18 protein-coding genes and 4 pseudogenes are annotated in these 25,417 nt (G+C 70.2%); 6 read left to right on the forward strand and 16 right to left on the reverse strand.

The window, feature by feature from the left end:
* Window positions 1-9 precede the first annotated feature (9 nt).
* The 4 genes and pseudogenes from ACPWT1_RS13190 to mutS form a co-directional block, all read right to left on the reverse strand.
* On the reverse strand, window positions 10-837 hold the full coding sequence (locus ACPWT1_RS13190) for an alpha/beta hydrolase (RefSeq protein WP_427911634.1): 828 nt from the start codon (window positions 835-837) through the stop codon (window positions 10-12).
* Window positions 837-1,313, reverse strand: a complete 477-nt coding sequence (locus ACPWT1_RS13195; protein ID WP_427911635.1) for a GAF domain-containing protein — start codon at window positions 1,311-1,313, stop codon at window positions 837-839. Before ACPWT1_RS13195 ends, ACPWT1_RS13190 begins: the two co-directional genes overlap by 1 nt.
* Window positions 1,314-1,322: 9 nt before the next feature.
* Window positions 1,323-2,147, reverse strand: coding sequence for a peptidase (locus ACPWT1_RS13200; protein ID WP_427911636.1), 825 nt, complete (start codon window positions 2,145-2,147; stop codon window positions 1,323-1,325).
* Window positions 2,144-4,766: pseudogene (gene mutS, locus ACPWT1_RS13205) on the reverse strand (DNA mismatch repair protein MutS). The gene ACPWT1_RS13200 and the pseudogene mutS overlap by 4 nt, the downstream one beginning before the upstream one ends.
* A 140-nt stretch (window positions 4,767-4,906) precedes the next feature.
* Between mutS and ACPWT1_RS13210 the strand changes: the two are divergent.
* On the forward strand, window positions 4,907-5,248 hold the full coding sequence (locus ACPWT1_RS13210; RefSeq protein ID WP_427911637.1) for a hypothetical protein: 342 nt from the start codon (window positions 4,907-4,909) through the stop codon (window positions 5,246-5,248).
* Between the two features lie 3 nt (window positions 5,249-5,251).
* On the opposite strand, the gene ACPWT1_RS13215 is transcribed toward ACPWT1_RS13210, so the two are convergent.
* Window positions 5,252-6,331 (reverse strand): mechanosensitive ion channel family protein, encoded by a 1,080-nt coding sequence (locus ACPWT1_RS13215; protein WP_427911638.1) that lies wholly within the window; start codon window positions 6,329-6,331, stop codon window positions 5,252-5,254.
* 1 nt (window position 6,332) lies between these two features.
* Window positions 6,333-7,271: an inositol monophosphatase family protein gene (locus tag ACPWT1_RS13220; RefSeq protein ID WP_427911639.1), complete on the reverse strand. Its 939-nt coding sequence runs from the start codon at window positions 7,269-7,271 to the stop codon at window positions 6,333-6,335.
* 126 nt (window positions 7,272-7,397) lie between these two features.
* Here ACPWT1_RS13220 and ACPWT1_RS13225 point away from each other — a divergent pair, with 126 nt between their 5' ends.
* Window positions 7,398-8,120: an RNA methyltransferase gene (locus ACPWT1_RS13225; protein ID WP_427911640.1), complete on the forward strand. Its 723-nt coding sequence runs from the start codon at window positions 7,398-7,400 to the stop codon at window positions 8,118-8,120.
* A gap of 107 nt (window positions 8,121-8,227) precedes the next feature.
* Here the strand turns inward: ACPWT1_RS13225 and ACPWT1_RS13230 are convergent, their stop codons facing one another.
* Window positions 8,228-8,851: a LysE family translocator gene (locus ACPWT1_RS13230; protein ID WP_427911641.1), complete on the reverse strand. Its 624-nt coding sequence runs from the start codon at window positions 8,849-8,851 to the stop codon at window positions 8,228-8,230.
* A 132-nt stretch (window positions 8,852-8,983) separates the two neighbouring features.
* On the opposite strand from ACPWT1_RS13230, the pseudogene ACPWT1_RS13235 reads away from it, so the two are divergent.
* A pseudogene (locus ACPWT1_RS13235) lies at window positions 8,984-9,766 on the forward strand (helix-turn-helix transcriptional regulator); the annotation flags it as partial.
* A 159-nt stretch (window positions 9,767-9,925) separates the two neighbouring features.
* Here ACPWT1_RS13235 and ACPWT1_RS13240 read toward each other — a convergent pair.
* From ACPWT1_RS13240 to yjgA, 3 genes and pseudogenes are all read right to left on the reverse strand, one after another.
* Window positions 9,926-11,146 (reverse strand): amidase, encoded by a 1,221-nt coding sequence (locus ACPWT1_RS13240; protein ID WP_427911642.1) that lies wholly within the window; start codon window positions 11,144-11,146, stop codon window positions 9,926-9,928.
* Window positions 11,143-11,753: pseudogene (gene mog / locus ACPWT1_RS13245) on the reverse strand (molybdopterin adenylyltransferase). The gene ACPWT1_RS13240 and the pseudogene mog overlap by 4 nt, the downstream one beginning before the upstream one ends.
* Window positions 11,740-12,360 carry a ribosome biogenesis factor YjgA gene (gene yjgA, locus ACPWT1_RS13250; protein ID WP_427911643.1) on the reverse strand — a complete coding sequence of 207 codons (621 nt, stop codon included), beginning with the start codon at window positions 12,358-12,360 and terminating at the stop codon, window positions 11,740-11,742. The pseudogene mog and the gene yjgA overlap by 14 nt, the downstream one beginning before the upstream one ends.
* A 61-nt stretch (window positions 12,361-12,421) precedes the next feature.
* Between yjgA and pmbA the strand changes: the two genes are divergently transcribed.
* Complete coding sequence (gene pmbA / locus ACPWT1_RS13255) at window positions 12,422-13,822, forward strand: metalloprotease PmbA (RefSeq protein ID WP_427911644.1); 1,401 nt, start codon at window positions 12,422-12,424, stop codon at window positions 13,820-13,822.
* Between the two features lie 150 nt (window positions 13,823-13,972).
* Here pmbA and ACPWT1_RS13260 read toward each other — a convergent pair.
* From ACPWT1_RS13260 to ACPWT1_RS13270, 3 genes and pseudogenes are all read right to left on the reverse strand, one after another.
* A pseudogene (locus ACPWT1_RS13260) lies at window positions 13,973-14,418 on the reverse strand (GatB/YqeY domain-containing protein).
* Between the two features lie 103 nt (window positions 14,419-14,521).
* Window positions 14,522-14,734, reverse strand: a complete 213-nt coding sequence (rpsU, locus tag ACPWT1_RS13265) for a 30S ribosomal protein S21 (protein WP_012346814.1) — start codon at window positions 14,732-14,734, stop codon at window positions 14,522-14,524.
* 118 nt (window positions 14,735-14,852) lie between these two features.
* Window positions 14,853-16,085, reverse strand: a complete 1,233-nt coding sequence (locus ACPWT1_RS13270) for an NAD(P)/FAD-dependent oxidoreductase (protein ID WP_427911645.1) — start codon at window positions 16,083-16,085, stop codon at window positions 14,853-14,855.
* 288 nt (window positions 16,086-16,373) lie between these two features.
* Here ACPWT1_RS13270 and ACPWT1_RS13275 point away from each other — a divergent pair, with 288 nt between their 5' ends.
* Together ACPWT1_RS13275 and ACPWT1_RS13280 are read left to right on the forward strand one after the other, a co-directional pair.
* Window positions 16,374-17,504, forward strand: coding sequence for an efflux RND transporter periplasmic adaptor subunit (locus ACPWT1_RS13275; protein ID WP_427911646.1), 1,131 nt, complete (start codon window positions 16,374-16,376; stop codon window positions 17,502-17,504).
* Window positions 17,505-17,506: 2 nt separating this feature from the next.
* Window positions 17,507-20,689: an efflux RND transporter permease subunit gene (locus ACPWT1_RS13280; RefSeq protein WP_427911647.1), complete on the forward strand. Its 3,183-nt coding sequence runs from the start codon at window positions 17,507-17,509 to the stop codon at window positions 20,687-20,689.
* Window positions 20,690-20,882: 193 nt separating this feature from the next.
* On the opposite strand, the gene cobA is transcribed toward ACPWT1_RS13280, so the two are convergent.
* From cobA to ACPWT1_RS13295, 3 genes are read right to left on the reverse strand one after another with little or no spacing between them, the layout of a single operon-like run.
* A complete protein-coding gene (gene cobA, locus ACPWT1_RS13285; protein WP_427911648.1) occupies window positions 20,883-21,650 on the reverse strand; it encodes a uroporphyrinogen-III C-methyltransferase in 768 nt (255 codons plus the stop codon).
* Window positions 21,651-21,667: 17 nt separating this feature from the next.
* Window positions 21,668-22,573 carry a DNA-binding protein YbiB gene (gene ybiB, locus ACPWT1_RS13290; RefSeq protein WP_427911649.1) on the reverse strand — a complete coding sequence of 302 codons (906 nt, stop codon included), beginning with the start codon at window positions 22,571-22,573 and terminating at the stop codon, window positions 21,668-21,670.
* Window positions 22,574-22,615: 42 nt separating this feature from the next.
* Window positions 22,616-25,417 carry a molybdopterin-dependent oxidoreductase gene (locus ACPWT1_RS13295; protein WP_427911650.1) on the reverse strand — a complete coding sequence of 934 codons (2,802 nt, stop codon included), beginning with the start codon at window positions 25,415-25,417 and terminating at the stop codon, window positions 22,616-22,618.

Here is a 25,417-nt window from a genome sequence, read left to right on the forward strand (position 1 = left end):
CGGGCAGCGCTAGCGCGAAGGAGCTATCTCGCGATTGAACTCGATCGAACGTAGTGAACTTTCGATGGCGGCCGCCGTCGCGAGCGGCTGCTCCATCGGAAAGAGATGACTGCCGTCGAGCATCATCATCCGTCCATGCGTGACCTTGTGCGTCATGCCAAGACCGACCTGTCGCAGTTCCTCGGACTGGCAACCGCCGATGAAGGCCGCGGGGCAGCGCAGCGGATGCCGCTTCAGCAGGCGCTCCAGGTTGTCCGGCAGCGTGTCGTAGATCGCGGTCTCGATGTCGCGATCGAAGCTCAGCACGCGCTCGCCGCCGTCGTCGTGCGTGCACAGGTCCACGTAGTCCTGCAGCACCTGCGGGTCCCAGCGCGCGAACGCCTTCTTGTGCCGCAGGTGTTCGAGCACGGCATCGCGGCTGGGCCAGCGGTTCTTGCGCTTGCGGCTGATGCGGCCCGGCGAGATCGAGCCGACCAGCTGCGTGCGCTTGGCCGCGCCGACGGCCTTGGCCTTCCAGCCGCCGAGCAGCGGCGAGTCGAGCATCAGCACGCCGCGCGCGAGTTCGGGATGCCGCGCCGCCGCCATCAGGCTGAGGAAGCCGCCGAGCGAGTGGCCGACGAAGAAGGCGGGTTCGCCGGCGCGTTCGACCTCGCGCTGGGCCAGCTCGAGCAGCTGCTGCACCAGGTACGGCCAGTTGTCGGTGACGGGAAAGCGCTCGTCGTGGCCGTACTTGTCGACGGCCTTGACCGTGAAGCCGCGACTGCGCAGCAGCCGGAAGAGAACCGTGTAGGTGGCGGCGGGGAAGCTGTTGGCGTGCGAGAAGACGATGAGCGACATCAGGCGCTGGCCACGATGCGCCCGGCGGCCTGCGGAACCAGCAGCGGCGCGATCTCCTGCAGCAGCATGAAGTCGGTCTCGCGCAGCGGGTGGGGTTCGTAGTCGAAATGGCAGAGGCTGCCGTGCATCCAGCCGCGATCGTCCACCAGCGGCACGCCGCAGTACGAGCGCACCTCCGCGCGCTTGGCATGGTCGACCACCCGATCGTCGCGCAGCGAATCGGCCAGCAGGAACGGGCCGCGGTGGTTGCGCACGTAGATGCAGTAGGAGGCCTCGACCGGGATCGTCTCGGTGGACAGCATGTCGGGACGTTCGCGGTCGTAGAACACGCGGCTGGACAGCTGGTCCTTGCCGAAGCGGTAGACGGCGCTGAAGCGGTACGAGGTGAGGCCGTTCATGTAGCGCAAGGCATCGCGCACCTGGTCTTGCGCGATCAGGTCCGCGATCTTCTGGCGGGCCAGCAGTAGCGAATCCATGGTGTTGTCCTAGATCAGCTTCTCTTCGGGCCGGGTGATCTTCTTCAGCGGCTTGTTCATCGAGCTGGCCACCCGCAGCGGCGTGTCGGTGTGGGCGTCGTCCCAGACCGGATCCTCCAGGGCGTCGAACACCTCGCGCAGCTTCTGGCCCCAGCTGGAGTGCAGCATGCGGTAGTAGGGATTGGCCATGTCGATGCTCACCAGCTTGTCGGTGGCATAGCGGTTGGCGTCGTACACCACCAGGTCCAGCGGCGGGCCGACCGACAGGTTGGACTTCATGGTCGAGTCCATCGACACCAGCGCGCACTTGGCCGCCTCGTCCAGCGGCGTCTCGGGCGTGATCACGCGGTCGAGCACGGGCTTGCCGTACTTGGATTCGCCGATCTGGAAATACGGCGTCTCGGAGGTGGCCTCGATGAAGTTGCCGGCCGAGTAGACCGAGAACAGGCGCATGCCCTCGCCCTTGATCTGGCCGCCGAAGATCAGCGAGATGTTGAACTCGACGCCGGCATGCTGCAGCGACTGGGCATCGCGGTCATAGACGCGGCGCACCGCCTGGCCCAGCACGCGGCAGGCGTCGAACATGCTGCGGGCGTTCCAGATCGTGATGGGCTCTGCCCCCTCGTCCTTGAGCTGCTCGACCTGCAGGATCTCGCGCACGGACTGCGAGATCGACAGGTTGCCGGCGGTGAGCAGCACCATGAAGCGGTCGTCCGGCCGCTCGTAGACGATCATCTTGCGGAAGGTGCTGATGTGGTCCACGCCCGCGTTGGTGCGCGAGTCGGACAGGAACACCAGGCCCGCATCGAGCTTGATGCCGACGCAGTAGGTCATCGGTCCTCCAGTTTCTTTCGCAGCGCGTACAGCGCATCGAGCGCCTCGCGCGGACTCATGGTATCCGGGTCCAGCGCGGCCAGTGCGCTCTCCACGGCGCTGGGCGCGGGCGCCGCCGCTTCAGGCGGTGCGGCGAACAGGTCGACCTGCTCGCGCGCCAGGGTCTGCTGTTGCTCGAGCGCGGCGAGCGCGTGCTGGGCATGGCGCACCACGGCACTTGGCATGCCCGCGAGGCGCGCGACCTGGATGCCGTAGCTGCGGCTGGCCGGGCCTCGGCTGGATCTCGTGCAGGAACACGATGTCGCTGCCCGACTCGGTGGCACTGACGTGCATGTTCACGGCCGCGTGGTGGCTGGCCGGGAATTCGGTGAGCTCGAAGTAGTGGGTGGCGAACAGCGTGAACGCCTGGGTGCGGTCGTGCAGGTGCGCCGCGATGCCCGAGGCGAGCGCCAGTCCGTCGAAGGTGGAGGTGCCTCGCCCGATCTCGTCCATCAGCACCAGGCTGTGCGGCGTGGCGGCGTGCAGGATCTGCGCGGCCTCGGTCATCTCGAGCATGAAGGTCGACTGCGCATTGGCCAGGTCGTCGGCCGCGCCGATGCGCGTGTGGATGGCGTCCATGGGACCGATGCGGCAGGCCTGCGCCGGCACGTACGAGCCCATCGCCGCCAGCAGACAGACCAGCGCCACCTGGCGCATGTAGGTGCTCTTGCCGCCCATGTTGGGGCCGGTGATCACCTGCATGCGCTGCCTGGGGCCGAGGCGCGTGTCGTTGGCGATGAACGAGCCCCCGGTGGTCTCCGCCAGGCGCGCCTCGACGACCGGGTGGCGACCGGCCGTGATCTCGATGCCCGGCTCGCGCATGAACTGCGGGCGGCACCAGTTGAGCGTGAGCGAGCGTTCGGCCAGCGCGCACAGCGCATCCACCGAGGCGAGAGCGCGCGCCAGGCGGGTGAGGGCGGGGATGTGCGCCTGCAGCTGGTCGAGCAGCTGCTCGTAGAGCCACTTCTCGCGCGCCAGCGAGCGCTCCTGCGCGGACAGCGCCTTGTCCTCGAAGGCTTTCAGCTCGGGCGTGATGAAGCGCTCGGCATTCTTCAGCGTCTGGCGGCGGCGGTACTCGGCCGGCACCTTGTCCAGCTGCCCCTGCGTGACCTCGATCGAGAAGCCGTGCACGCGGTTGAACAGCACCTTGAGATTCGAGATGCCGGTGCGCTCGCGTTCGCGCGCCTCCAGCTGCAGCAGGAAGCCGTCGGTGTTGGTCTGGATCGCGCGCAGCTCGTCGAGCTCGGCATCGAGCCCGTCGGCAATCACGCCGCCTTCGCGCACGAGGGACGCCGGCTCGGCCAGCAGTGAGCGGGCCAGCAGCTCGGCACAGCCGGCCGGTGGCACGAGGTCCTGCGCGAGGCTGGCGAGCAGGCCGGTGCCGGCCTCCAGCGACACAGCAAGCTGGCGAGCCTTCTCGAGCGACTGCCGCAGGCCGACCAGCTCGCGCGGGCGAACCTGGCGCAGCGCGGTGCGGGCCGTGATGCGCTCGACGTCGCTGGTGCCCTTGAGCTCGTCGCGCAGGCGCTTGAACGCGCCGTCGCGCAGCGCGTCGATGGCGTCGAGGCGCTGCGTGGCCAGCGTGCGATCGCGGCGCGGCTCCAGCAGCCAGCACTTGAGCTGCCGGCTGCCCATGCCGGTCATGCAGGTGTCGAGCAGCGAGAACAGCGTCGGTGAGTCCTCGCCGCGCAGCGTCTGCACGAGTTCGAGATTGCGGCGGGTGGCGATCGGCAGGTCGATCAGCTCGTCGTCGCGCTGCACCTGCAGGCTCTGCACGTGCGACAGCGCGCGGCCTTGCGTGTGTTCGGCGTACGTGAGCAGGGCCGACGCCGCGGCCTGCGCATGGGCCAGCGTGTCGGCTCCCCAGGCGGCCAGCGTCGCCGTGTTGAGCTGTTCCAGCAGCTTGCGCAGGCCCAGGCCGGCATCGAACTGGAACGCGGGCCGCTCCGTGAGCGACACGCTGCCGGAAAAGCGCAGGGCACGCAGCCGCTGCGCGAACGCGTCGGTGATGTCCGCGCTGTGCAGCAGCTCGCTCGGACCGATGCGTGCCACCCAGGCCTCGAGCTCGTCGCCGGCGCATTCGGCCAGTTGCAGCGCGCCTTGCGTGACGCTCAGCCAGGCCAGGCCGCAGCGGTGCCGCGTGCCCTGGTGCACGGCCAGCAGCACGGCTTCGGCCTTGTCGGCCAGCAGCTCGGTGTCGGTCAGCGTGCCGGGCGTGACCACGCGCACGACCTTGCGCTCGACAGGTCCCTTGCTGGCGCCGACGTCGCCGACCTGCTCGCAGATGGCGACCGACTCGCCCTGCTTGATGAGACGCGCGAGGTAGTTCTCGACCGAGTGGAAGGGCACGCCCGCCATCACGACCGGCTGGCCGGCTGACATGCCGCGACGGGTCAGCGTGATGTCGAGCAGGCGCGCGGCCTTCTCCGCGTCGGCGAAGAACAGCTCGTAGAAATCACCCATGCGGTAGAAAACCAGCGTGCGCGGATGCTCGGCCTTGATGGCGAGGTACTGCGCCATCATCGGCGTGTGCGCGCTCAGGTCGGGCGTCTTGTCGGCGGTGGCGGCGGGGCTGCTCATGCGAAGCACGCGATTATCGTGGGTCGCCCGAGGGCTCTCCCGGTGCTGCGGAGTCGGTGAACACCTTTGCATGGCCGTGCCACATCCCCACAACGGCCGTGGCGTGCGTCCTACAGGGCGCGGCCGAGCCACTCGCGACCATGTTTGCAGGCAACAGCGTCAGGGAGGCGTTCATGTCGGGCAACAAGGGCGAGTTCGTGGTCGTGCCGTATCACCAGCTCGGGTACCTGAAAGTGATCTGCGGCGCAGCCAGCCGCGCCGCGACCCGTGCGCAGGAAACTGCCGCGGCCGCACGCCTGGAGCTGGCCGACGCCGTGGCCGACGGGCTGCGCCCCTCCCAGCTGCAGCACACGTGGCGCCTGCACCGCGAGGCCATCCAGAAGATGAACATCGTGCTGTTCTTCGGCCAGCTGTACGTGTCCGCGTTCCGCCGCCATCCGCCGCAAGGGCCATCGCTGGCCTGGGACGAGGGCGCGCGCTGAGGTCTAGGCGCCGGCGCGGGCTGCCCCGTCGGCCGTCGTGTTGACCTGCCGCTGCGTGGGCAGGAACTGCGGGTAGTCGCGCGCCATCAGCGCGAACAGCCCTTCGCGCACCTTGCATCCGAGATCGAACGCCGGGCCGGCCGCCCGCGCGGAGACCAGCACCCGCAGCTTCATCGCCCGCTCGGTGGCGTCGATCACGACCAGTTGCGCCGTGCGCTGGTCCCACTCGGGTGCGGATTCCACGATGCGCTTCAGCTCCGCGCGCAGCGGCTCCAGCGGCATCTCGAAGTCGACGAACAGGAACACCGACTGGTGCAGCCGCGCGCTGGTGCGGGTCCAGTTCTGGAACGGGTTCTCGATGAACCAGTTGAGCGGCACGACCATGCGGCGCTCGTCCCAGAGGGCCAGCACGACGTAGGTGCCGGTGATCTCCTCCACGCGGCCCCATTCGCCGTTGACGATCAGCACGTCGTCCAGCCGCAGCGGCTGCGCCAGTGCGAGCTGCAGGCCCGCGATCAGGTTGCTGAACACCGGCCGCGCGGCCAGGCCGCCGATGATGCCCAGCACGCCGGCCGAGGCGAGCAGGCTGGCCCCGACCTGGCGTGCGCCGGGGAAGGTCATGAGCATCATCGAGATCCCGGCGATCAGGACGATGACCTGCCCGGTGCGAGCCAGCACGCGCGCCTGGGTGTGGATGCGGCGGGCCTGGATGTTGTCCTCGACGTCCACGCGGTGCTGGGCGGTGACGCCCTGGCGCAGTCCGCGCAGGATGGCCGACACCAGCCAGGTGACGGCCGCGATCAGCAGGAGTCCGTTCGCGTGCCGGACGCCGCCGATGGTGCGCAGCTGGTCGTCGGCGAGCGACCAGACCGCCTGCAGGGCGAACAGGGGCAGCACCGCGCCCGCCGGCTTCTGCGCCGCGACCACCATGGCGTGGAGGATCGGCGCGCCGCGCGTGGCCCGCCGGAGGACCGCGCCGACGATGGCGTGCGCGATCAGCGCCGCCACCACCGCCGCCAGGGCGAGCGTCGCGGTGGCCGTCCAGGGGTCCTGTTGGAGGAGATCGACCAGGACGCCCGTCATGTCAGCGCGCGCCGTCGGTCGCGTCGCTGTCCTGCGCGCCCTCGTCCTGTGCGTCCCGCGTGTCGGCGGTCGGCGTCGTCTCCGGAGGCACCATGTCGGGCGCCTGCCGCACCGAGGCCTTCTCGCCCGCGGTGGCGAACTTGCTGTACTTGGACAGCATGGCCACCAGCTGGCCATACACGCGCGGGTTGCCGGCGACGCATTCCTTCTGGTCCATGAAGTCGGCTTCGCCGGTGAAGTTGCCGATCAGGCCGCCGGCCTCGGTGACCAGCAGCGATCCCGCGGCGACGTCCCAGGGCGACAGGCCGGTCTCGAAGAAGCCGTCGGTGAAGCCCGCGGCGACGTAAGCGAGGTCGAGCGCGGCCGCGCCCGGGCGGCGCAGGCCGGCCGTGCGCTGCATGACCTCGGCCATCATGCGCAGGTACAGGTTGAAGTTGTCGCCGGGGCGGAACGGGAAGCCGGTGGCCACCAGGCACTGGCGCAGGTCGCTGCGCTTGGACACGCGGATGCGGCGCTCGTTCATGTACGCGCCGCGGCCCTTCGTGGCGGTGAAGAGGTCGTTGCGCGTGGGGTCGTAGATGACGGCCTGCTCGACGCGGCCCTTCACCGCCAGCGCGATGCTGACGCAGTAGACCGGGAAGCCGTGGATGAAGTTGGTGGTGCCGTCCAGCGGATCGATGATCCAGACGAAATCGGAGCCCTGCTTGCCGTGCTGGCGGCCCGACTCCTCGGCGAGGATGGCGTGGTCGGGATACGCGGTGAGCAGCGTCTCGATGATCGCGGCCTCGCTGGCATGGTCGATCTCGGTGACGAAATCGTTGACCTGCTTCTGCGAGATGCGCACTGCTTCGACGTCGAGCGCGGCCCGGTTGATGATGGCGCCGGCGGCGCGTGCGGCCTTGATGGCCACGTTGAGCATGGGGTGCAGGTTGGACGACATGGATTGTGTGAGCGTGGCGGGCCGCCTGCGGTCGGCGTCCCGTGGTGTTCGAAGAGCTGGCGCCGGGGAGCGCGGCCGCACCGGCGATGCGGACGGCGACAATCGACCGATTTTACCGGGGTTCGAGTGAAGACGAGGTTCATCCTCATAGGCACCAGCCATGCAGGCAATGTCGGTGCCACCGCGCGTGCGATGAAGGTCATGGGCTTCGACGACCTCGTGCTCGTCGCGCCGCGCTGGCCCGATGTGCTCAGGCGGCAGGAAGCCATCGACCGCGCGAGCGGCGCCACCGACGTGCTGGCCCGCGCGCGCATCGTCGCGACCCTCGACGAAGCCATCGATGGCGTGGACACGCTGTGCGCCACCGCGATGACGCCGCGCGACTTCGGGCCGCCGACGGCCGCGCCGCGCGAGCATCTGCCAGGGCTCGCGCAACGCACGCAGGGTGTCGGCTTCCTCTTCGGGTCCGAGCGCTTCGGCATGCGCAACGAGGACGTGTACCGCTGCCACGTCGCGCTGACGATCCCGACCGCTGCGGGTTACGGCTCACTGAATCTCGCCGCCGCGGTGCAGCTGGTCGCGTACGAGTGGCGGCAGGCGCTCGGCGGCTTCGCGGTCACGCCTTCCGTGGGCGAAACGGTGCCGGCCGATGCACAGGCGCTGGCGGGCATGCTGGCGCACTGGGAGGAGGCGCTGGTCGCGATCGGCTTCCTCGACCCCGCCGCGCCCAAGAAGCTGATGCCGCGCCTGAACCAGCTGTTCAACCGCGCGCGACCGACGCCGGAGGAGATCCACATCCTGCGCGGGATCGCGAAGGCGATGCTGCAGGTGGCGAAGCCCAGGTCCTGACCCCCCCAAGGGTGTCATTGCGGGCTTGACCCGCAATCCAGCAGCGGCGCTGACTGCAAGCCGTCACTGGATGCCGGGTCAAGCCCGGCATGACAGATCGCCCGGCGTCAACCTCGCCACGCATGCAGCAGCGTCCACGCGGCCACCGCCAGCAGCAGCGCCCCGACACCGCGCACCAGCTTCTGCTGCGCTTCGGGCCGCTCGGCGAGCGTGTCGCGCAGGTTGGACGCGCCGATCGCCACGGCGCCGTAGACCGCGACCTGCGTGGTCGCCACGATGACCCACATGGCGAGCGCCTGGGTCGCGATCGGACCGCGGTCCGGCCGCAGGATCTGCGGGAACACCGCCAGCGTGAACAGGTAGGCCTTGGGGTTCAGCAGGCAGGTGAGGGCCGCCTGGCCGAAGATGCGGTCGAGCCCGCGCGAACGGCCGTCTTCGGGCGCAGCCAGAGCGATGCGCGATCGCACGAGCGACCAGCCGATCCAGCCGACGTACAGCGCGCCGGCCGTGAGCAGCGCGTTGAACGCGGCCGGCGCGACCTGCAGCAGGAGGCCGATGCCCAGCGCCCCCATGGCGACGTGGACAGCGGCTGCGGCCACCATCCCGGCAACGGCGGCGAAGCCGGTCCGCCGGCCATCCACCAGGGCGCTGGAGAGCACGAAGGCCATGTCCATCCCCGGCACCACCATGATGCCGATCGAGAGCAGGGCGAAGAGCAGAAGCGGGTCCATGTGTCACCTCCAGGGTGGCGCGAGTGTGCCGCGCCATTCCTGCCACCGCATGGCATGTATGGCGCCTACACTGCCGCGATGCGTGCGTCGCGCCTCCTCACCCTCCAGATGCTGCTGCAGACGCGCGGCCGCATGACCGCCACGGAGCTGGCGGGCGCGCTCGAGGTGTCGGTGCGCACGGTGCACCACGACATCGACGAACTGACGGCGGCCGGCATCCCCGTGTATGCCGAGCGGGGCAGCGCAGGCGGATTCCGGCTGTTGCCCGGATGGTCGACCTCGCTGACCGGCTTCACGCCCTCGGAAGCGGAGGCCGTGTTCCTCGGCGGCCTGGCCGGTCCTGCCGCCGACCTCGGACTGGGCGACCACGTGCGCAGCGCGGAGCTGAAGTTGCTGTCGTCGCTGCCCGCGGCCTGGCAGGGTTCGGCGCAGCGCATCCGGTCCCGGCTGCACCTCGACCCCGCGGACTGGTACCGGGAGTCGCAGCCGCCGCAGCACCTGCAAGCGGTCGCGGCCGCGGTGTGGAACGAGCGGCAGCTTGCCGTCCGCTATGCCAGCTGGACCCGCACCGCCAGGCAGGTGGTGCACCCGCTCGGGCTGGTGCTCAAGGCGGGCGCTTGGTACCTCGTCGCTGCGCGCGAGGGCCAGCCCCGCACGTACCGCGTCGACAACATCGAGGCGCTGGAGGTGCTGGCGCAGGCCAGCGTGCGTCCCAGCGGATTCGATCTCGCCGCGTTCTGGCGTGAGTCGGTGCAGCGGTTCGAGCGCGATCTGCACGCCGGGCACGCCGAAGTTGCCGTGACGGCACGCGGGCTCGCCTTGCTGCGGCAGCTGAGTGCACCTGTCGCGCGCGCTTTGCAGGGACAGCTCGCCCCGGAGGGCGACGCGCGCGCCGTGGCGCGCATTCCCGTCGAGGCCGATGCGCAGGCGGCCTCGCAGCTGCTGCAACTGGCGCCGCACGTGCAGGTGCTGGGCCGGCCTCCTTGCGGGAGGCCGTGCTGCAACGACTGGAAGCTTCGGCCGCGGCGTACGACTGCAGCCTGCAGCGCGCGAAAGGCGACGCGCGCGCGGACGCTAGCTCGGCTTCGCCGCGAGCGCCTGCTCGAGGACGCGCCCGGCCGAGAGGCAAAGCGCCTCCTCGTGCAGCGGTGCGATGACCTGCACGCCCATCGGCAGGCCATTCAAGCCGGTCGCGCCCGGCACGTTCAGGCAGGGCACGTGCAGCAGCGTCCAGGCCCGGTTCCAGGTCGATGCGCCGGTCGACCCGAACCCGGCCGGTGCTTCATCGGGCGCGCTGGGCGTCAGCAGCACGTCGATGCCATCGAACAGCTCGCGCAGCTGCGCGCGCGCCGTCACGGCAATGGCCTGGCCGGCCGCGTAGGCGACATCGCTCACGCGTGCGGCTTCAGCGAGGTAGTTGCGCAGGATGGGCGAGAGCTGGTCGGCGTGCTGCGTGAATTCATCGGCGAGCGCGCGGGTGGCTTCCCAGCCCTGGACGGCGTCGTGGGCCCTGAACACGTCGGCCATCCACGCCGGCAGCTGCACGTCGCGCACGGTCGCGCCGCCGGCCTGCAACTGGCGCCGAGCGGTCTCGAGGGCAAGGCGGGCGCTGGGCGACAGCGGCTCCCAGGGGTAGTCCCAGGCGATCCCGAAGACAGGCGTCGCACGCGTCGTCGACTGCCAAGGCCGGCCACTGATCGCGCTGGACCAGCGCGCCATCTCGTCGACGGAGCGCGTGAACAGGCCCACGGTGTCGAGCGACCACGCGAACGGCTTCAGCCCCGGCGTGGGCAGCGCGCCGTACGTGGGCTTGAGGCCGACCACGCCGCAGTACGACGCCGGCCGGATCACCGAGCCGCCGGTCTGCGTGCCCACGGCCAGCGGCAGCAGGCCCGCGGCGACCGCGGCGGCGGAGCCCGCGGAGGAGCCGCCCGGCGTGTGGCCTGGGGCATTCGGGTTGAGTGTCTGCGTCGGGTTCAGGAACGCGAACTCGGTGGTGCTGGTCTTGCCGACCATCACGCCGCCGGCGCGCCGGATCGCCTGCACGATGGCTGCGTCCTGCGGCGGCTGGTGACCCGCATACAGCGCGGAGCCGTACGCCGTGGGCAGGGCCGCGGTGTCGAAGATGTCCTTCACGCCGACGGGCAGCCCTTGCAGCGAGCCACCGCCGGCGAGGGCGCGTTGCAGCTCGCGTCGCGCGGCCTGCGCGTCGAGCACCGCCGTGAACGTGCGCCACTGCCCGTCGCGCGCGGCGATGTCGGCCAGCGTGCGTTGCAGCGTGTCCTGCGGGTTCACGCCTTGCGCTCCGGTCGCACCGCCGACTTCGGACGGAAGGCCTTGCAGACCTCGTCGTTCGTCTCGAGGTACGGCCCGCCGATCAGGTCGATGCAGTAGGGCACGGCCGCGAAGATGCCGGGCACGAGCGACTGGCCGCCGGCGTCCTTCAGGCCTTCGAGCGTTTCCTGGATCGACTTGGGTTGGCCGGGCAGGTTGATGATCAACGCCTCGCCGCGCACCACCGCGACCTGGCGCGAGAGGATGGCGGTCGGCACGAACTTCAGGCTGATCTGCCGCATCTGCTCGCCGAAGCCGGGCATCTCCTTGTCGGCGACGGCCAGCGTGGCCTCGGGCGTGACGTCCCGCCGCGCGGGACGGTGCCGCCGGTGGTCAGCACCAGCGCGCAGCCGGCCACGTCGACCAGGTCGATCAGCGCGTTGCTGATGCGGTCCTTCTCGTCGGGGATGAGGCGCGGGTCGAACGTGACGGGGTTCTTCAGCGCACGATGCAGCCAGTCCTTCAGCGCCGGCAGGCCCTTGTCCTCGTACACGCCGGCCGAGGCGCGATCGCTGATCGACACGATGCCGATGCGCACCGGGTCGAAGGCCGTGTCACTCGTGCTCATGGTGCAGTTGCTCCTTCACCAGCTGGAAGATCTCGCGGTACGCACGACCATGCCGGGGCACCAGGCCCTGCGTGATCTCGTCCTGCGTGGGCTGCCGGTCCTTGCGCGCCTGCCGCACCAGCGCCCGCAGCTGCTGGCTGTCGGTGTCCGGGTGCGCCGCGATCCATTCGCCGAACGCCTCCTCGCGCGCGATCAGGTCGTCGCGCCAGCGTTCGGCCTCGTGCAGGGCGAGGCTGTCGCGCGCCGAGCCCTGGCGCTGCTCGTCCAGCGCTTCGCGCACCGCGGCCAGCTGCTCCTCGTCGAGGCCGCGCATGAGCTTGCCCACGTACTGCATCTGCCGGCGCTTGCCTTCGAAGTTGGTGATGCGGCCCGCCTCGGCGAGCGCCTCGACCAGTTTCTCGGGCAGCTGCAGGCGCTCGAAGAGGCCCTCGCGCAGCGACATGAGCTGCTCGCCGAGCTTCTGCAGCTCGGTGCTCTCGCGCTTGAGCTCCGTCTTGCTGTTGTCCTGGAAATGCTTCTGTTCGGCCTTTAGCTGCAGGTCGAGTTCGCTGCCCTCGGCAACGAACTGGCCGCGCACGAAGTAGCCTTTTTTGGGTTTGCGTGACATGGGTGGGAGGCGGTGGCGCTGCCCGGCTGTGCGGGAGGCCGCAAGTATCATAGCCCCCGCCATGAACCAAGCGCCCTCACTGACCGGCAAGGCCACTTCATCAAGCTCTGGACAGGGCTTCTCGTACAGCAGAGAGACCTTCGAACGGCTCGTCGACACTGCGCTGGAGCACGCGAAGAAGCTCGGCGCGACCGACGCCGGCGCGGAAGCGTCCGAAGGCTGCGGACTCTCGGTCTCGGTACGCAAGGGCGACCTCGAGAACGTGGAGCGCAACCGCGACAAGTCGCTGGGCGTGACGGTCTACATCGGCCAGCGCCGCGGCAACGCCAGCACGTCCGATTTTTCCGAAGCCGCCATCGCGCAGACCGTGCAGGCCGCCTACGACATCGCGCGCTTCACCGCCGAAGATCCGGTCGCGGGCCTGCCCGATGCCGACGACATCGCGGGCGCCGACGAACAGCCCGATCTCGACCTGTTCCATCCCTGGACCATCGACAGCGAGCGGGCCGCGCAGCTGGCGCTGGCCTGCGAGGCCGCGGCCTTCGCCACCGACAAGCGCATCACCAACAGCGAAGGTGCGGGCGTGTCCGCGCAGCAGAGCCATTTCTTCAGCGCCCACACGCGCGGCTTTCGCGGCGGCTATGCGAGCTCTCGCCATTCCATCTCGGTGGCGCCGATCGCCGGTCGCGGCGACGGCATGCAGCGCGATGCCTGGTACACCTCGATGCGCGCGCCCGATCAACTGTCGGCCCCCGAGGCCGTCGGCCGCTATGCCGCCGAGCGCGCGCTGTCGCGCCTGAAGGCGCGCAAGATCGCGACGCGCGAATGCCCGGTGCTGTTCGAGTCGCCGCTCGCCGCCGGCCTGCTGGGCGCCTTCGTGCAGGCCACCAGCGGCGGTTCGCTGTACCGGCGCAGCAGCTTCCTGGTCGACTCGCTGGGCAAGCAGGTGTTCGCCGACCACATCGACGTGCTGGAGGATCCCCACGTGCGGCGTGGCAAGGGCAGCGCGCCGTTCGACGAGGAGGGTGTGCGCACCAAGGCCCGCAAGGTGGTCGACGCGGGCCAGGTCGAGGGCTACTTCCTCTCCAGCTATTCCTCGCGCAAGCTCGGCATGAAGACCACCGGCAACGCCGGTGGCTCGCACAACCTGGCGCTCACCTCGCGCCGCACGGACAAGGGTGACACGCTCGACGAGATGCTGCGCAAGCTGGGCACCGGCCTGTTCGTCATCGAGCTGATGGGGCAGGGCGTCAACTACGTGACCGGCGACTACTCGCGCGGCGCCAGCGGCTTCTGGGTGGAGAACGGGGAGATCGCGTACCCGGTGCAGGAGATCACCATCGCCGGCAACCTGAAGGACATGTTCCTCGGCATCGAGGCGGTCGGCGCGGACACGTACAACTACGGCGCGAAGACGGTGGGGTCGGTGCTGGTCAACCGAATGAAGGTGGCGGGGTCCTGAGGCGGAAGCGGAGGCGGACTCCGAACGCAAAAGACGCGAAATCACGCAAAAGGCGCAAAAGGACCCTGGAACAAGGAGTCCTCCCTTTTGCGTCTTTCGCGTTCTTTTGCGCCTTTTGCGTTCGGCTGTCCGGTCCCGCTACCGCTTTCCTCACCCTGCCAGCGCGGCCTTCACCGCCGCCGAGACCTGCCCCATCTCCGCCTTGCCGGCCAGGCGCTGCTTCACAGCGCCCATCACCTTGCCCATGTCGCCCGGATCCTGGCGCCGAGTTCGGCCACGATGGCTTTCACTTCGGCAGCGATCTCGTCCTGCGACAGGCGTGCCGGCAGGTAGGCCTGCAGCACGGTGATCTCGGCGGCTTCCTTGTCGGCCAGGTCGGTGCGGCCGGCCTTCTGGAACGCCTCGACGCTGTCCTTGCGCTGCTTGATCAGCTTGTCGACGATGCCGACCACGGTGGCATCGTCGAGCTCGACGCGCTCGTCCACTTCCTTCTGCTTCATCGCCGCGGTCAGCAGGCGGATGGTGCCCAGGCGCTCGGTGTCCTTGGCGCGCATGGCGGCCTTCATGTCCTCGGTGATGCGTTCCTTCAGCGTCATGGCGTTCTCCAGTGGAAATGAAAAAAGCCTGCCAGAGCGTCCCCGGGCAGGCTTGCGGCGCCGCTGTGCGCGGTGCCTTGGGTCGGGTGCGAAGCCCGAAAGCTCAGTAGAGCTTCTTGGGCAACTGCATGCTGCGAACGCGCTTGTAGTGGCGCTTCACGGCGGCCGCCTTCTTGCGCTTGCGCTCGGCGGTGGGCTTTTCGTAGAACTCGCGCGCGCGCAGTTCCGTCAGCAGGCCGAGCTTCTCGATGGTGCGCTTGAAGCGGCGCAGGGCCACGTCGAAGGGCTCGTTCTCTTTGACTCGAATCGTCGTCATGTATCCAGTGATCTTTGGTGTGCCGCAAGAAGATCGGGCTTGCGGCGGGGGTCCCCGACTTGAAGGTGATCTGGCCGTCGGGGTTTGCCGGCAGAGCCCGCGATTATAGCCAGAGTGCTCAACCCGGCAAGCGGGTTGCTGCCAACGCCTGCGCGCAGGCCCAGCCGCTGGCCCAGGCCCACTGGAAGTTGTAGCCGCCGAGCCAGCCCGTCACGTCGACCACTTCCCCAATGAAATACAGGCCGGGCTGCCGCGATTCCAGCGTCTGCGACGACAGCTCGCGGGTGTCCACCCCGCCTGCCGTTACCTCGGCCTTGCGATAACCCTCGGTGCCCGTGGGCACCAGTTCCCAGCGGGCGAGCCCTTGTCCGAGCGCGGCCAGGGCCTTGTCGGCCGCCTCGTTCACGGGCCGGTCCAGCCCCGGCACCTGCTGCACCCAGGCATCGGCGAGCCGCTCGGGAACGAGGGCGGCCAACTCATTGGCCACCAGCTTGCGCGAGCGCCGCTTGGCGTCCCCCAGGGCCGCGGCCACGTCGGTGCCAGGCAGCAGGTCGATGCGGATCGGCGTGCCGGGCTGCCAGTAGGTGGAGATCTGCAGCACCGCCGGACCCGAGAGGCCGCGGTGCGTGAACAGCAGGTCCTCGTCGAAGGCCATCGACGCCTTGCGCTCACCGGTGGCGATGCGCACCGGCACCGCCAGCCCGGCGAGCTGGGCGTACGGTTTCCAGCCCTCGCCTTCGAACGTCAGCGGGACGAGGGCCGGGCGCGTCGGCACGATCGCCAGCCCGAACTGCTGGGCCAGGCGGTAGCCGAAGTCGCTGGCGCCGATCTGCGGGATCGACAGGCCGCCGGTGGCCACCACCAGCCGGGGCGCGCGCACCGTCCCGCGTGCCGTGTCGATCTCGTACAGGCGCCCGTCCCAGCGCACCGCCTGCACGGCGCAGGGCTGCCAGTGCGTCACCCCACCGGCGCCGCACTCGGCCAGCAGCATGCGGATGAAATCCTCCGAGCTGCGGTCGCCGAACAGCTGGCCCTTGTGCTTCTCGTGGAAGGGAATCCCGTGGCGCTGCACCAGCGCGACGAAGTCGGCCGCCGTGTAGCGCGACAGCGCGGAGCGGCAGAAGTTCGGGTTCGCGCCGATGAAGTGCTTGTGGGGCGCGCGTGGATCGAGGTCGCGGTTGGTGAAGTTGCAGCGACCCCCGCCCGCGATGCGGACCTTCTCGGCCACCTTGGCGGAATGGTCCAGCAGCAGCACCTTCACGCCCAGCTGCCCGGCGACGCCCGCGCAGAACAGGCCGGCGGCCCCTGCGCCGACGACCACCGCGTCGAAGTCCTGGGTCGGGGCGCTCATGGGGCGCGCAGTGTAGCCGCGACTGGGGCGTGAGCGAGCGGTGGCGCGAGGATTGCCGTTGGCTCCCCGCTCCCGTCCCGCCATCCACCCCCGATTTCCGGCGGTTCGTCGGCACCGCCCGCAATCCGTCGCATGGCCGTCGCCCGCACGGGCCCCTGTCCCTACAGTGCCGCCTGCCTCGGTCGAGGCAGCGTGGAGCGGGGCACCACCCCGGCGATACGGCATCATCCGGGCCGATCTGGCGGATGAGTTGCGCATCGGCCAGTGTTCACAAGAAGGGAGCGGGGGATGGATCGAGGGAAGCTCATGGTCGCGCTGCTGGCTGCAAGCCTGCTGGTGGCGGGCTGCAACCGGCAGGCGGAGGGCAAGGCCGCCAGCGGCAGGGCGCCAGCGCCGCTGCTCGTCGGTCCCGAGGACGTGCTGGTGCTGCGACCGGGCGCCCTGGTCTCCGGTCCGCTGATCACGGGCACCCTGCAACCCGAGCGCCGCGCCGACCTGCGCGCCGAGGTGTCCGCGGTCGTCACCGCGGTGGCCAAGGAGAACGGCGACACGGTGCGCAAGGGCGACCTGCTGGTGCGCCTGGACGACACCGCCATCCGCGACGCGCTGATGTCGGCGCAGGAGGCCGAGCGCGCCGGCCGCCAGGCCTACGAGCAGGCGGAGCGCCAGCTGCAGCGCCTGACCACGCTGCGCGCTTCGGGCATGGCCTCCGCGCAGCAGCTGGAGGACGCCGAGGTGCGACGCAACACCACGCAGAGCGACTACGCCTCGGCCCGCGCGCGCACGGTGCAGGCGCGCCAGCAGCTGCAGCGCACCGAAGTCCGCGCGCCGTTCGACGGCATCGTGGCCGAGCGCAAGCTGTCCGTGGGCGACACGGCGCAGGTCGGCAAGGAACTGCTCAAGGTGATGGACCCGCGCACGCTGCGCCTGGAGGGCCTGGTGTCCTCCGACGCGATCCAGTCGGTGCAGCGCGGCCAGCCCGTCACGTTCCGCGTCAACGGCTTCGGCGAGCGCGAGTTCGCCGGCACCGTGCGGCTCGTGAGTCCCGCCGCCAATCCCACCACGCGCCAGGTCGAGGTGCTGGTCGATGTGGAAGGTGCGTTGCCGCGCATGGCGGGCCTGTATGCGCAGGGCCGCATCACCACGGCCAGCGGCACGGCGCTGACGCTCTCGCCCGGCGCGCTGGTGCGGGTGGGCGAGAGCGCCTGGGCCTGGCGCATCGCCGATGGCAAGCTGCAAAAAGTGGCGGTGTCGCTGGGTGACCGCGACCCGCGCAGCGGCGAGTACGTGGTGCGCAGCGGCCTGGCCGCCGGCGACCGCCTGCTGCGCAGCCCGCTGGCCACGCTGCACGATGGCCAGCCGGTGCAGGAGCCGCAATCCGGCGTCGCGGGCGTTCCCGCATCCATCCCGGTGCGCTGACCATGTTCCTCTCCGACTTCAGCATCCGGCGGCCGCTCGCGGCCGTCGTGGTGATCCTCATGCTGATGGCGCTGGGCCTGCTGGCGCTGAAGAAGCTGCGCGTCAACGAGATCCCGGACGTGGAACGGCCGGTGCTCGTGGTGCAGATCGCCTATCCCGGCGCCTCGCCGGAGACGGTGGAGCGCGAGATCATCAACCGCCTCGAGCGCGCGATGCAGGGCATTCCCGGCGTCTACGAGGTGCGCTCCACCGGCAAGGACGGCAGCGCCGTCATCGTGCTGATCTTCAACTTCAGCAAGAACATGATCGAGGCGGTGGACGACGTGCGCAACGCGATCTCCACCGTGCGCTACAAGCTGCCGCTGGAGATGCGCGAGCCGGTGATCCGGCGCCAGGATCCGAGCGCGCAGCCGGTGATCGAGCTGGCGCTGTCGTCGACGTCGCAGACGCACGCGGAGATCTCGCGGCTGGCGGAGGACGACCTCGCCGAGCGCCTGCGCGCGGTCGAGGGCGTGTCGGTCGTCAACGTCACCGGCTCCCTCAAGCGCGAGCTGAGCGTGCTGCTGCATGCCGATCGCCTGCGCGAGTACGGCATTTCGGTGGCCGAAGTCGTCGACGCCCTGCGCAACCAGAACGCCAATGCGCCGGTGGGGCGCGTGATCGGCCCGCTGAAGGACCAGAGCATCCGCCTGGTGGGCCGCATCGCCTCGCCGGCCGAGTTCCAGCAGGTCATCGTGCGACGCCGGGGCAGCGAGATCGTGCGCCTGGGCCAGCTGGCCGACACGGTGGACGGCTTCGCCGATGTCGATTCCGCGAGCCTGCGCAACGGCCATCCGAACGTGCTGCTGTCGGTCACCCGCTCGCGCGAGGCGAGCACCGTCTCCGTGGCCGCCAACGTGCGCAAGCTGGTGGGCGAGATCGGCCCCACGCTGCAGCAGGGCACGAAGCTGGAGGTGATCCGCGATGGCGGCGAGGATGCGCAGGCCAACCTGAACAACGTCATCGAGGCGCTGGTGCTGGGCGCGATGCTCACGGTGACGGTGGTTTACGTGTTCCTGAACTCGTGGCGCTCGACGCTGATCACGGCCCTCAGCCTGCCGACGTCGGTGATCACCGCATTCATCGCCGTGTGGCTGTGTGGCTTCACGCTGAACATCATGACGCTGCTCGGCCTGTCGCTCGCCATCGGCGTGCTGATCGACGATGCGATCGTGGTCCGCGAGAACATCGTGCGGCACATGGAGCGCGGCGCCGATCGCATGACGGCCGCCAGCACCGGCACGGCGGAGATCGGCCTCGCGGTCGCGGCCACGACGTTTTCGATCGTGGCGATTTTCGTGCCGGTGATCTTCATCCCCGGCATGGCGGGCGAGTGGTTCCGGCCGTTCGCGCTGACGGTGACCTGCTCGGTGCTCGTGAGCCTGCTGATCTCGTTCACGCTCGACCCGATGATCTCGGCCTACTGGGGCGATCCGCCGGCGCACGAGCGCCGTTCACGCAGCAGGCTGGGCCGCGCGCTGGAGCGCTTCAACGCCTGGTTCGACCACCAGGCCGATCGTTACGGGCACGTGATCGCCTGGGCGCTGCACCACCGCCGCTGGATGGCGACGGCGGCCGTCGGCAGCTTCATCGCGGCGCTGGTGCTGCACGGCATGTTCGGCGGCTCCAGCTTCCTGCCGCTGCAGGACGCGGGCATGGTGGCGGTCGAAGTGCGCACGCCCGCCAGCACCAGCCTGGAGTACGCGCGGCTGAAGGTGGAGAAGGCCGCCGAACTGGCGCGCGCGCTGCCTGAGACCAAGGCCGCGAACAGCCAGGTGAATGTGGGCGGCGGCCGCGTGTATGTCGACCTGGGCAAGCGCAACGAACGCAAGCGTTCCGCCGCCCAGGTGGCCGTCGAACTGCGGCAGCAGGTGTCGCGTCTGGCGGGCGCCGAGTACGTCGTGCTGGACGACCTGAACAACGGCGTGCAGAAGCCGGTGCAGATCCAGTTCTACGGACGCGACGCGCGCACGCTGCTGGACATCACCAACGCGTACATGGACCGGCTGCGGCTGGTGAAGGGTGCGGTGGACGTGGGCCTGTCGGAGCTGCCGCCCAAGGACGAACTGCAGGTCGAACTCGATCGCGGCCTGGCCAACCAGCTCGGCATCTCGGCCAACGACGCCGCGCAGGCGCTGCGGGTGGCGTTCGCCGGCCTGGAAGTCGGCGACTGGATCGATCCGGGCGGCGAGGCGCGCGACGTGGCGGTGCGCCTGCACAAGGACGACCGCGTCGATGCCGAGAACCTGGAGCGGCTGCCGGTGGCGGTCGGTGGCAGCAACATGGTGGTGCCGCTGAACCAGATCGCGCGCATCACCATGGGCTCGGCGCCGGCACAGATCCAGCACCTGGACGGCCGCCGCATGATGGCCGTGTCGGCCAACGTGGAGGGCCGTGCGTCCGGTGACCTGATCAAGGACGCGATCGAGCTCGCGCAGCAGACCGACTTCCCGCCCGGCTACGGCGTGATGCTGGGCGGCGCGGGGCGCGACCAGAAGGAAGTGTTTGGCGCCATGACCACCGCGCTCGGCATGGGCATAGGCCTGATGTACCTGATCCTGGTGCTGCAGTTCGGCTCCTTCACCGCGCCGCTGGGCGTGATGCTGTCGTTGCCGCTCAGCCTGGTGGGCGTGGTGCTCGCGCTGCTGGCCACGCACACGACGCTGAACCTCATGAGCTTCATCGGCGTGATCATGCTGATGGGCCTGGTGGCCAAGAACGCGATCCTGCTGCTGGATGCGACGCGGGCCCGCGAGAGGGCCGGCGAGAACCGCGAGGACGCGCTGATGGCGGCGGGACGCGCGCGGCTGCGGCCGATCCTGATGACGACGTTCGCGCTGATCGCCGGCATGCTGCCGGTCGCGATCGGCGCCGGCAACGGCGGCGAGTTCTACCGCCCGCTGGCGATCGCGATCATCGGCGGCACCATGACCTCGACGCTGCTCACCCTGCTGGTGGTGCCGGCGTTCTACGACAGCATCGAGATCGCGCGCGACCGCCTGGTGGCCAAGTTCAGGACCCGCAGCGCCCGCCTCAACCCGGCGCTCGCAGGCGCCCAGACCGCGATCGAAGCCGTGCTGACGCTGCTGATGCTGCGCTGGCTGTGGCGGGGAATGCGGTCAATCGGCCGCCGCGCCGCTGCTTGAAGCGGGAGCGGGAGCGGGAGCGGACAGCCGAACGCGAAAGACGCGAAAGCTCGCGAAAAAACGCGAAAGAAGATGGGCTGGAGGAGATGCGTGCAGCGCCCTCAACGCTCTGATCGACAAAGGACACCTTCCTTTGTCTTCTTTCGCGTCCTTTTGCGTACTTTTGCGTCTTTCGCGTTCCGGCTGTTCGCCTTCAAGCGGCGCGAACTTGGGGCGCCCGCCGCGCCTCCGCGATGCCGCGCACCACGTCGCCGACCACGATCACCGAGGGGCTGGCCAGTTGCTCGCGTTCGATGGTGGCGGCCAGCTCGCCCAGCGTGGTCACCGCCTGGCGCTGCTGGGGCAGGCTGGCGTGCTGGACGATCGCCGCCGGCGTGTCGGCCGGCAGGGCGGACAGCAGCTGCTCCTGGATGTGCGTGGCGCCACTCACGCCCATGTAGATCACCAGCGTCAGCCGGGCCTGCTGCGCGGCCCGCGCCAGCGCTTGCCAGTCGGGCGCGTCCCCGCCGCGCTGCGCATGGCCGGTGACGAACACGACCCCGCGTGCGTGGTCGCGGTGGGTGAGGGGCACGCCCAGGCTGGTCACGGCGGCCAGGCCGGCCGTGATGCCGTTGACCACCTCGACGTGGATGCCGGCGGCGCGCAGGTGCTCCACCTCCTCGCCGCCGCGGCCGAAGATGAACGGGTCGCCGCCCTTCAGGCGCACGACGGTCTCGCCCTCGCGCGCGGCCAGCACCATCATGCGTTCGATGAAGGCCTGCGGCGTGCTCTTGCAGCCGCCACGCTTGCCGACATGGACGATGCGCGCCTGCGGCGAGGCGAGCGCCACGACCTCCGGGCTCACGAGATCGTCGACCAGCACGACGGTCGCCGCGCGGATCGCCTTCACGGCCTTGAGGGTCAGCAGGTCCGGGTCGCCCGGGCCGGCGCCCACCAGGGTCACCTTGCCAGTTGTCTCCATGCGCTTGTTCTCCCTGCTCATTGGAGACCTGCCAGTCGCAAGATATGTTCCACCTGGATGCCGATCGACGCAGGCAACGGTTGCCTCTCGGCGAGCACGTCGCGGATGTAGGCCGCGGTCGCGTTCGCATCGGTGCCCTCGGGCCAGCCGGGCAGGTCGGTGAGCGTGCCGCGCTGGCCCGCCTCCAGCGTCACGCGCTGGCCCGCGATGAACCCTTCCATCTGCGGCGACCGGCGCGCATCGGCCACGGCCTCGCCTTCGGTGCCACGCAGCAGCAGGGCGGTCGCGCCCATCAGCTCGTAGACCGCGCCCATCGACACGGCGTACTCCGGATGCGTGTAGCTGCCGACGATGACGGCCGGCCCGTCGCACGGGTTCATCAGCTTCACCAGGCTGTGCGCCGAGTTGCGCACGCCGACCACGCGGCGCACGTCGAGCAGGCGCTTCAGGCCGGGATGCAGCAGTTCGATGGGCACGTACGCGGCCGTGCCGGGCGCGATGGGGCCGATCCCGGCCTGCGCCGCGATGCCCAGCGCGGCGAGCACCTCGGTGACGAACACGCGGTTGCTCTCCGTCGCGGTGCCGTGCACCAGGACCGGCACGCCGCGCTGCGCAAGCAGCAGCGCGAGCAGCGGCGTCAGCACCGGCAGGCGGCGTGCACCGTTGTAGCTGGGAAGCACCACGGTCGGGACGGGCGATGCGGGCACGCGGTGCAGGCGCGCCTGCGTGGCGTCGAGGAAGCCGGCCATCTCCTCGGGCGTCTCGCCCTTGATGCGCATGGCGAGGCAGAACGCGCCGATCTCCAGGTCGGTCACGCTGCCGTCGAGCAGCTGGCCGAACAGGTCGGCCGCCTGCGCGCGGTCGAGCGAGCGAGCGCCCCGGGCGCCGCGGCCGATCTCCTTGATGTACTGGCTGATCCCCACGCGGCCATTGTCCCAGAGGGCTGAGAACCGGCGGTTGGATGCTTATGCCGCCTCGCGCAGCACAGGCGTGGACTGCACCATGCGACGCAGCTCGGGAATGCATGAGCCGCAGTTCGTGCCGCACTTCAGCTCGGCTTGGAGCGCGGCCAGGCGCTGGTCGTCGCCGCCCCTGCAGCCGGCCAGCACGGACTGGATCGCGGGCTCGCGCACGTCGAAGCAGGTGCAGACCTGGCGGCCCCGCGACGCCAGCGCGACCGGCGCCTTCGCGCCGGGCGCCAGCAGCAACCGGCCATACGCCTGCGCCGGTAGGCCGTCCTGCAGCAGCGTGCGGATCCACGCCTCGGCTCGCGTGTCCCCGCCCAGCAGGATGCCGGTGAGGTGCAGGTCGGCGCCCACGCGCGCGAGGCGCGCGACGCGCCGCTGGCCGGAGCGCGCATCGACGTAGCGCAGCACCTGCGGGCCGTCGAGCTGCAGCGCGGCCTCGACGTGCGCCAGCACCTGGGGCGGCGGCACTTCGTGCGCGGCGGCGCGGAACAGCAGGCCGGTGCGGTCGCGCCCGAACGGCACGCAGGTGGCGAACGGGAACAGCGGCATCAGCGCGCGCAACTGCTCGCGCACCTGCGGGGCGTCGTCGTCGGGCAGCCACGCCATCGCCAGCAGCGACCAGGGCAGCTCCGCCTTCAGCACCTTGACGGCTGCGTGCTTCAGCTCGGGTTGGCGCGAAACGGGGCAAGAGGCTGAGGTCGTGAGTGCGTTCACGCCCGCCAGCGGGTGGCCCGTGCTGGACGAGCCGCCCAGCACCTCGCCGCCCCAGTGCATCGCCATGAAGGCCTGCCCCGACGCGACCTCGGTGCTGGCCTGCAGCGGCACCAGGATCGAGCCGCGGCGAGAGGTGACGTGCACCAGGTCGCCGTCGCGCAGCTGGCGTCGGGCCACGTCCTGCGGATGCAGTTGCACCACGGGTTCCGGCACGTGGCCGAACAGGCGGCCGAGCAGGCCGGTGCGGCTCATGCCATGCCACTGGTCACGCAGGCGGCCGGTGGTGAGCGCGAACGGATAGCGCGCATCGCGCGGTTCGGCGACGGGGCGGTAGGTGACCGGCGCGAAGCGGGCCTTGCCGTCCTCAGTAGGGAACACGCCGTCTTCGTAGAGACGCGTGCGGCCTTCGGTGGCGCCGGCGGGGAAGGGCCACTGGCGCGGGGACTGCTCGAGAAGCGCGTAGCTCAGACCGGTGATGTCGAGGTCGCGGCCGGCGGTGGAGGCGCGGTGTTCTTCCCACAGCGCCTCGGGCGTGGAGTACGGAAAGAGGTAGTTCTTCCCTTGCTCTCCGGGGAGCAAGAGTTCCAGCCGCCGCGCGAAGCCGACCGCGATCGACCAGTCGTGACGTGCCTGCCCCGGCGCCGGCACGGCCGGCCGCACGCGGCTGATGCGGCGTTCGCTGTTGGTGACGGTGCCGTCCTTCTCGCCCCAGGTGGTCGCAGGCAACAGCAGGTCGGCATACGCACAGGTCGCGGTGCCTGCGAACGCTTCCTGCACGACGACGAACTCGGCGCGTTGCAGCGCGCGGCGCACCGTGGCCTGGTCGGGCATGGACTGCGCGGGGTTGGTGCACGCGATCCACAGCGCCTTGATCTCGCCGTCGGCGGCGGCCTGGAACATCTCGACCGCCGTCTTGCCCGGCTTCTCGGGGACGGAGGGCACGCCCCATAGCGCGGCCACTTCGGCGCGGTGCTGCGGGTTGCCCAGGTCGCGGTGCGCGGACAGCAGGTTGGCCAGGCCGCCGACCTCGCGGCCACCCATCGCATTGGGCTGCCCCGTCAGTGAGAACGGGCCGGCGCCCGCGCCGCCGATCTGCGCGGTCGCCAGGTGCAGGTTGATCAGCGCGGCGTTCTTGTCGGTGCCGCTGCTGGACTGGTTCAGGCCCTGGCAGTACAGGCTGAGCGTGCCGCCGGGCCGCGCGATGTCGTCGCTGCCGCCCGTGGCGAACCAGCGTGCGGCGGTGAGCAGGTCGTCCTTGTCCAGGCCGCAGACCTGCGCCACGACGTCGGGCGTGCAGTCGCGCACCGAGGCCTTCAGCGCCTCGAAGCCGGTGGTGTGGCGCGCGATCCAGTCCGGCCGCGTCCAGCCTTCCCAGAGCATCAGGTGCAGCAGGCCGTTGAACAGCAGCACGTCGGTGCCCGGCTGCAGGGGCAGCACGAGATCGGCGATGCCTGCCGTGTCGGTGGGGCGCGGGTCGCACACGACGATCTTCATGCCGGGCCGGCGGGCACGCGCCTCCTCGATGCGACGGAACAGGATGGGATGCGCCCAGGCCGTGTTGCTGCCTGCGATGAAGATGCAGCCGGCACGGTCGATGTCCTCGTAGCTGCAGGGCGGCGCGTCGGCACCCAGCGTCTTCTTGTAGCCGGCCACCGCGCTGCTCATGCAGAGGCGCGAGTTGGTGTCGATGTTGTTCGTGCCCACCAGGCCTTTGGCCAGCTTGTTGAACGCGTAGTAGTCCTCGGTGAGCAGCTGGCCCGAGACGTAGAAGCCGACCGCGTCGGGCCCGTGCTGGCCGATGATGCGGGCGAAGGTGGCGGCGGCCGTGTCGAGTGCACTGTCCCAGCCAATCGCCTGCGGTGCCTCCCCGCGGCGCGCACGCTGCATCGGCTGCAGCAGTCGCGTGTGGCGGGTCAGGGGCGCGGCGGCCGTCAGATGCAGCGTGGAGCCCTTGGTGCACAGGCGGCCGAAGTTGGCCGGATGGTCGGGGTCACCGCGCACGCCCGTGATCTGGCCGGCCTGCGATTCGATGATCACGCCGCAGCCGACGCCGCAGTACGGACAGGTGGACTTCGTTTCCGTCAT

Origin of the sequence: Ramlibacter sp. MMS24-I3-19 (genome assembly GCF_050320135.1) — a bacterium.
Lineage (GTDB): Bacteria > Pseudomonadota > Gammaproteobacteria > Burkholderiales > Burkholderiaceae_C > Ramlibacter.

What these genes read in the sequence shown, in the direction of transcription:
- ACPWT1_RS13190 (WP_427911634.1), bottom strand. Translation starts at nt 837, where the DNA reads ATGTCGCTCATCGTCTTCTCGCACGCCAACAGCTTCCCCGCCGCCACC.
- ACPWT1_RS13195 (WP_427911635.1), bottom strand. Translation starts at nt 1,313, where the DNA reads ATGGATTCGCTACTGCTGGCCCGCCAGAAGATCGCGGACCTGATCGCG.
- ACPWT1_RS13200 (WP_427911636.1), bottom strand. Translation starts at nt 2,147, where the DNA reads ATGACCTACTGCGTCGGCATCAAGCTCGATGCGGGCCTGGTGTTCCTG.
- ACPWT1_RS13210 (WP_427911637.1), top strand. Translation starts at nt 4,907, where the DNA reads ATGTTTGCAGGCAACAGCGTCAGGGAGGCGTTCATGTCGGGCAACAAG.
- ACPWT1_RS13215 (WP_427911638.1), bottom strand. Translation starts at nt 6,331, where the DNA reads ATGACGGGCGTCCTGGTCGATCTCCTCCAACAGGACCCCTGGACGGCC.
- ACPWT1_RS13220 (WP_427911639.1), bottom strand. Translation starts at nt 7,271, where the DNA reads ATGTCGTCCAACCTGCACCCCATGCTCAACGTGGCCATCAAGGCCGCA.
- ACPWT1_RS13230 (WP_427911641.1), bottom strand. Translation starts at nt 8,851, where the DNA reads ATGGACCCGCTTCTGCTCTTCGCCCTGCTCTCGATCGGCATCATGGTG.
- yjgA (WP_427911643.1), bottom strand. Translation starts at nt 12,360, where the DNA reads ATGTCACGCAAACCCAAAAAAGGCTACTTCGTGCGCGGCCAGTTCGTT.
- pmbA (WP_427911644.1), top strand. Translation starts at nt 12,422, where the DNA reads ATGAACCAAGCGCCCTCACTGACCGGCAAGGCCACTTCATCAAGCTCT.
- rpsU (WP_012346814.1), bottom strand. Translation starts at nt 14,734, where the DNA reads ATGACGACGATTCGAGTCAAAGAGAACGAGCCCTTCGACGTGGCCCTG.
- ACPWT1_RS13270 (WP_427911645.1), bottom strand. Translation starts at nt 16,085, where the DNA reads ATGAGCGCCCCGACCCAGGACTTCGACGCGGTGGTCGTCGGCGCAGGG.
- ACPWT1_RS13275 (WP_427911646.1), top strand. Translation starts at nt 16,374, where the DNA reads ATGGATCGAGGGAAGCTCATGGTCGCGCTGCTGGCTGCAAGCCTGCTG.
- ACPWT1_RS13280 (WP_427911647.1), top strand. Translation starts at nt 17,507, where the DNA reads ATGTTCCTCTCCGACTTCAGCATCCGGCGGCCGCTCGCGGCCGTCGTG.
- cobA (WP_427911648.1), bottom strand. Translation starts at nt 21,650, where the DNA reads ATGGAGACAACTGGCAAGGTGACCCTGGTGGGCGCCGGCCCGGGCGAC.
- ACPWT1_RS13295 (WP_427911650.1), bottom strand. Translation starts at nt 25,417, where the DNA reads ATGACGGAAACGAAGTCCACCTGTCCGTACTGCGGCGTCGGCTGCGGC.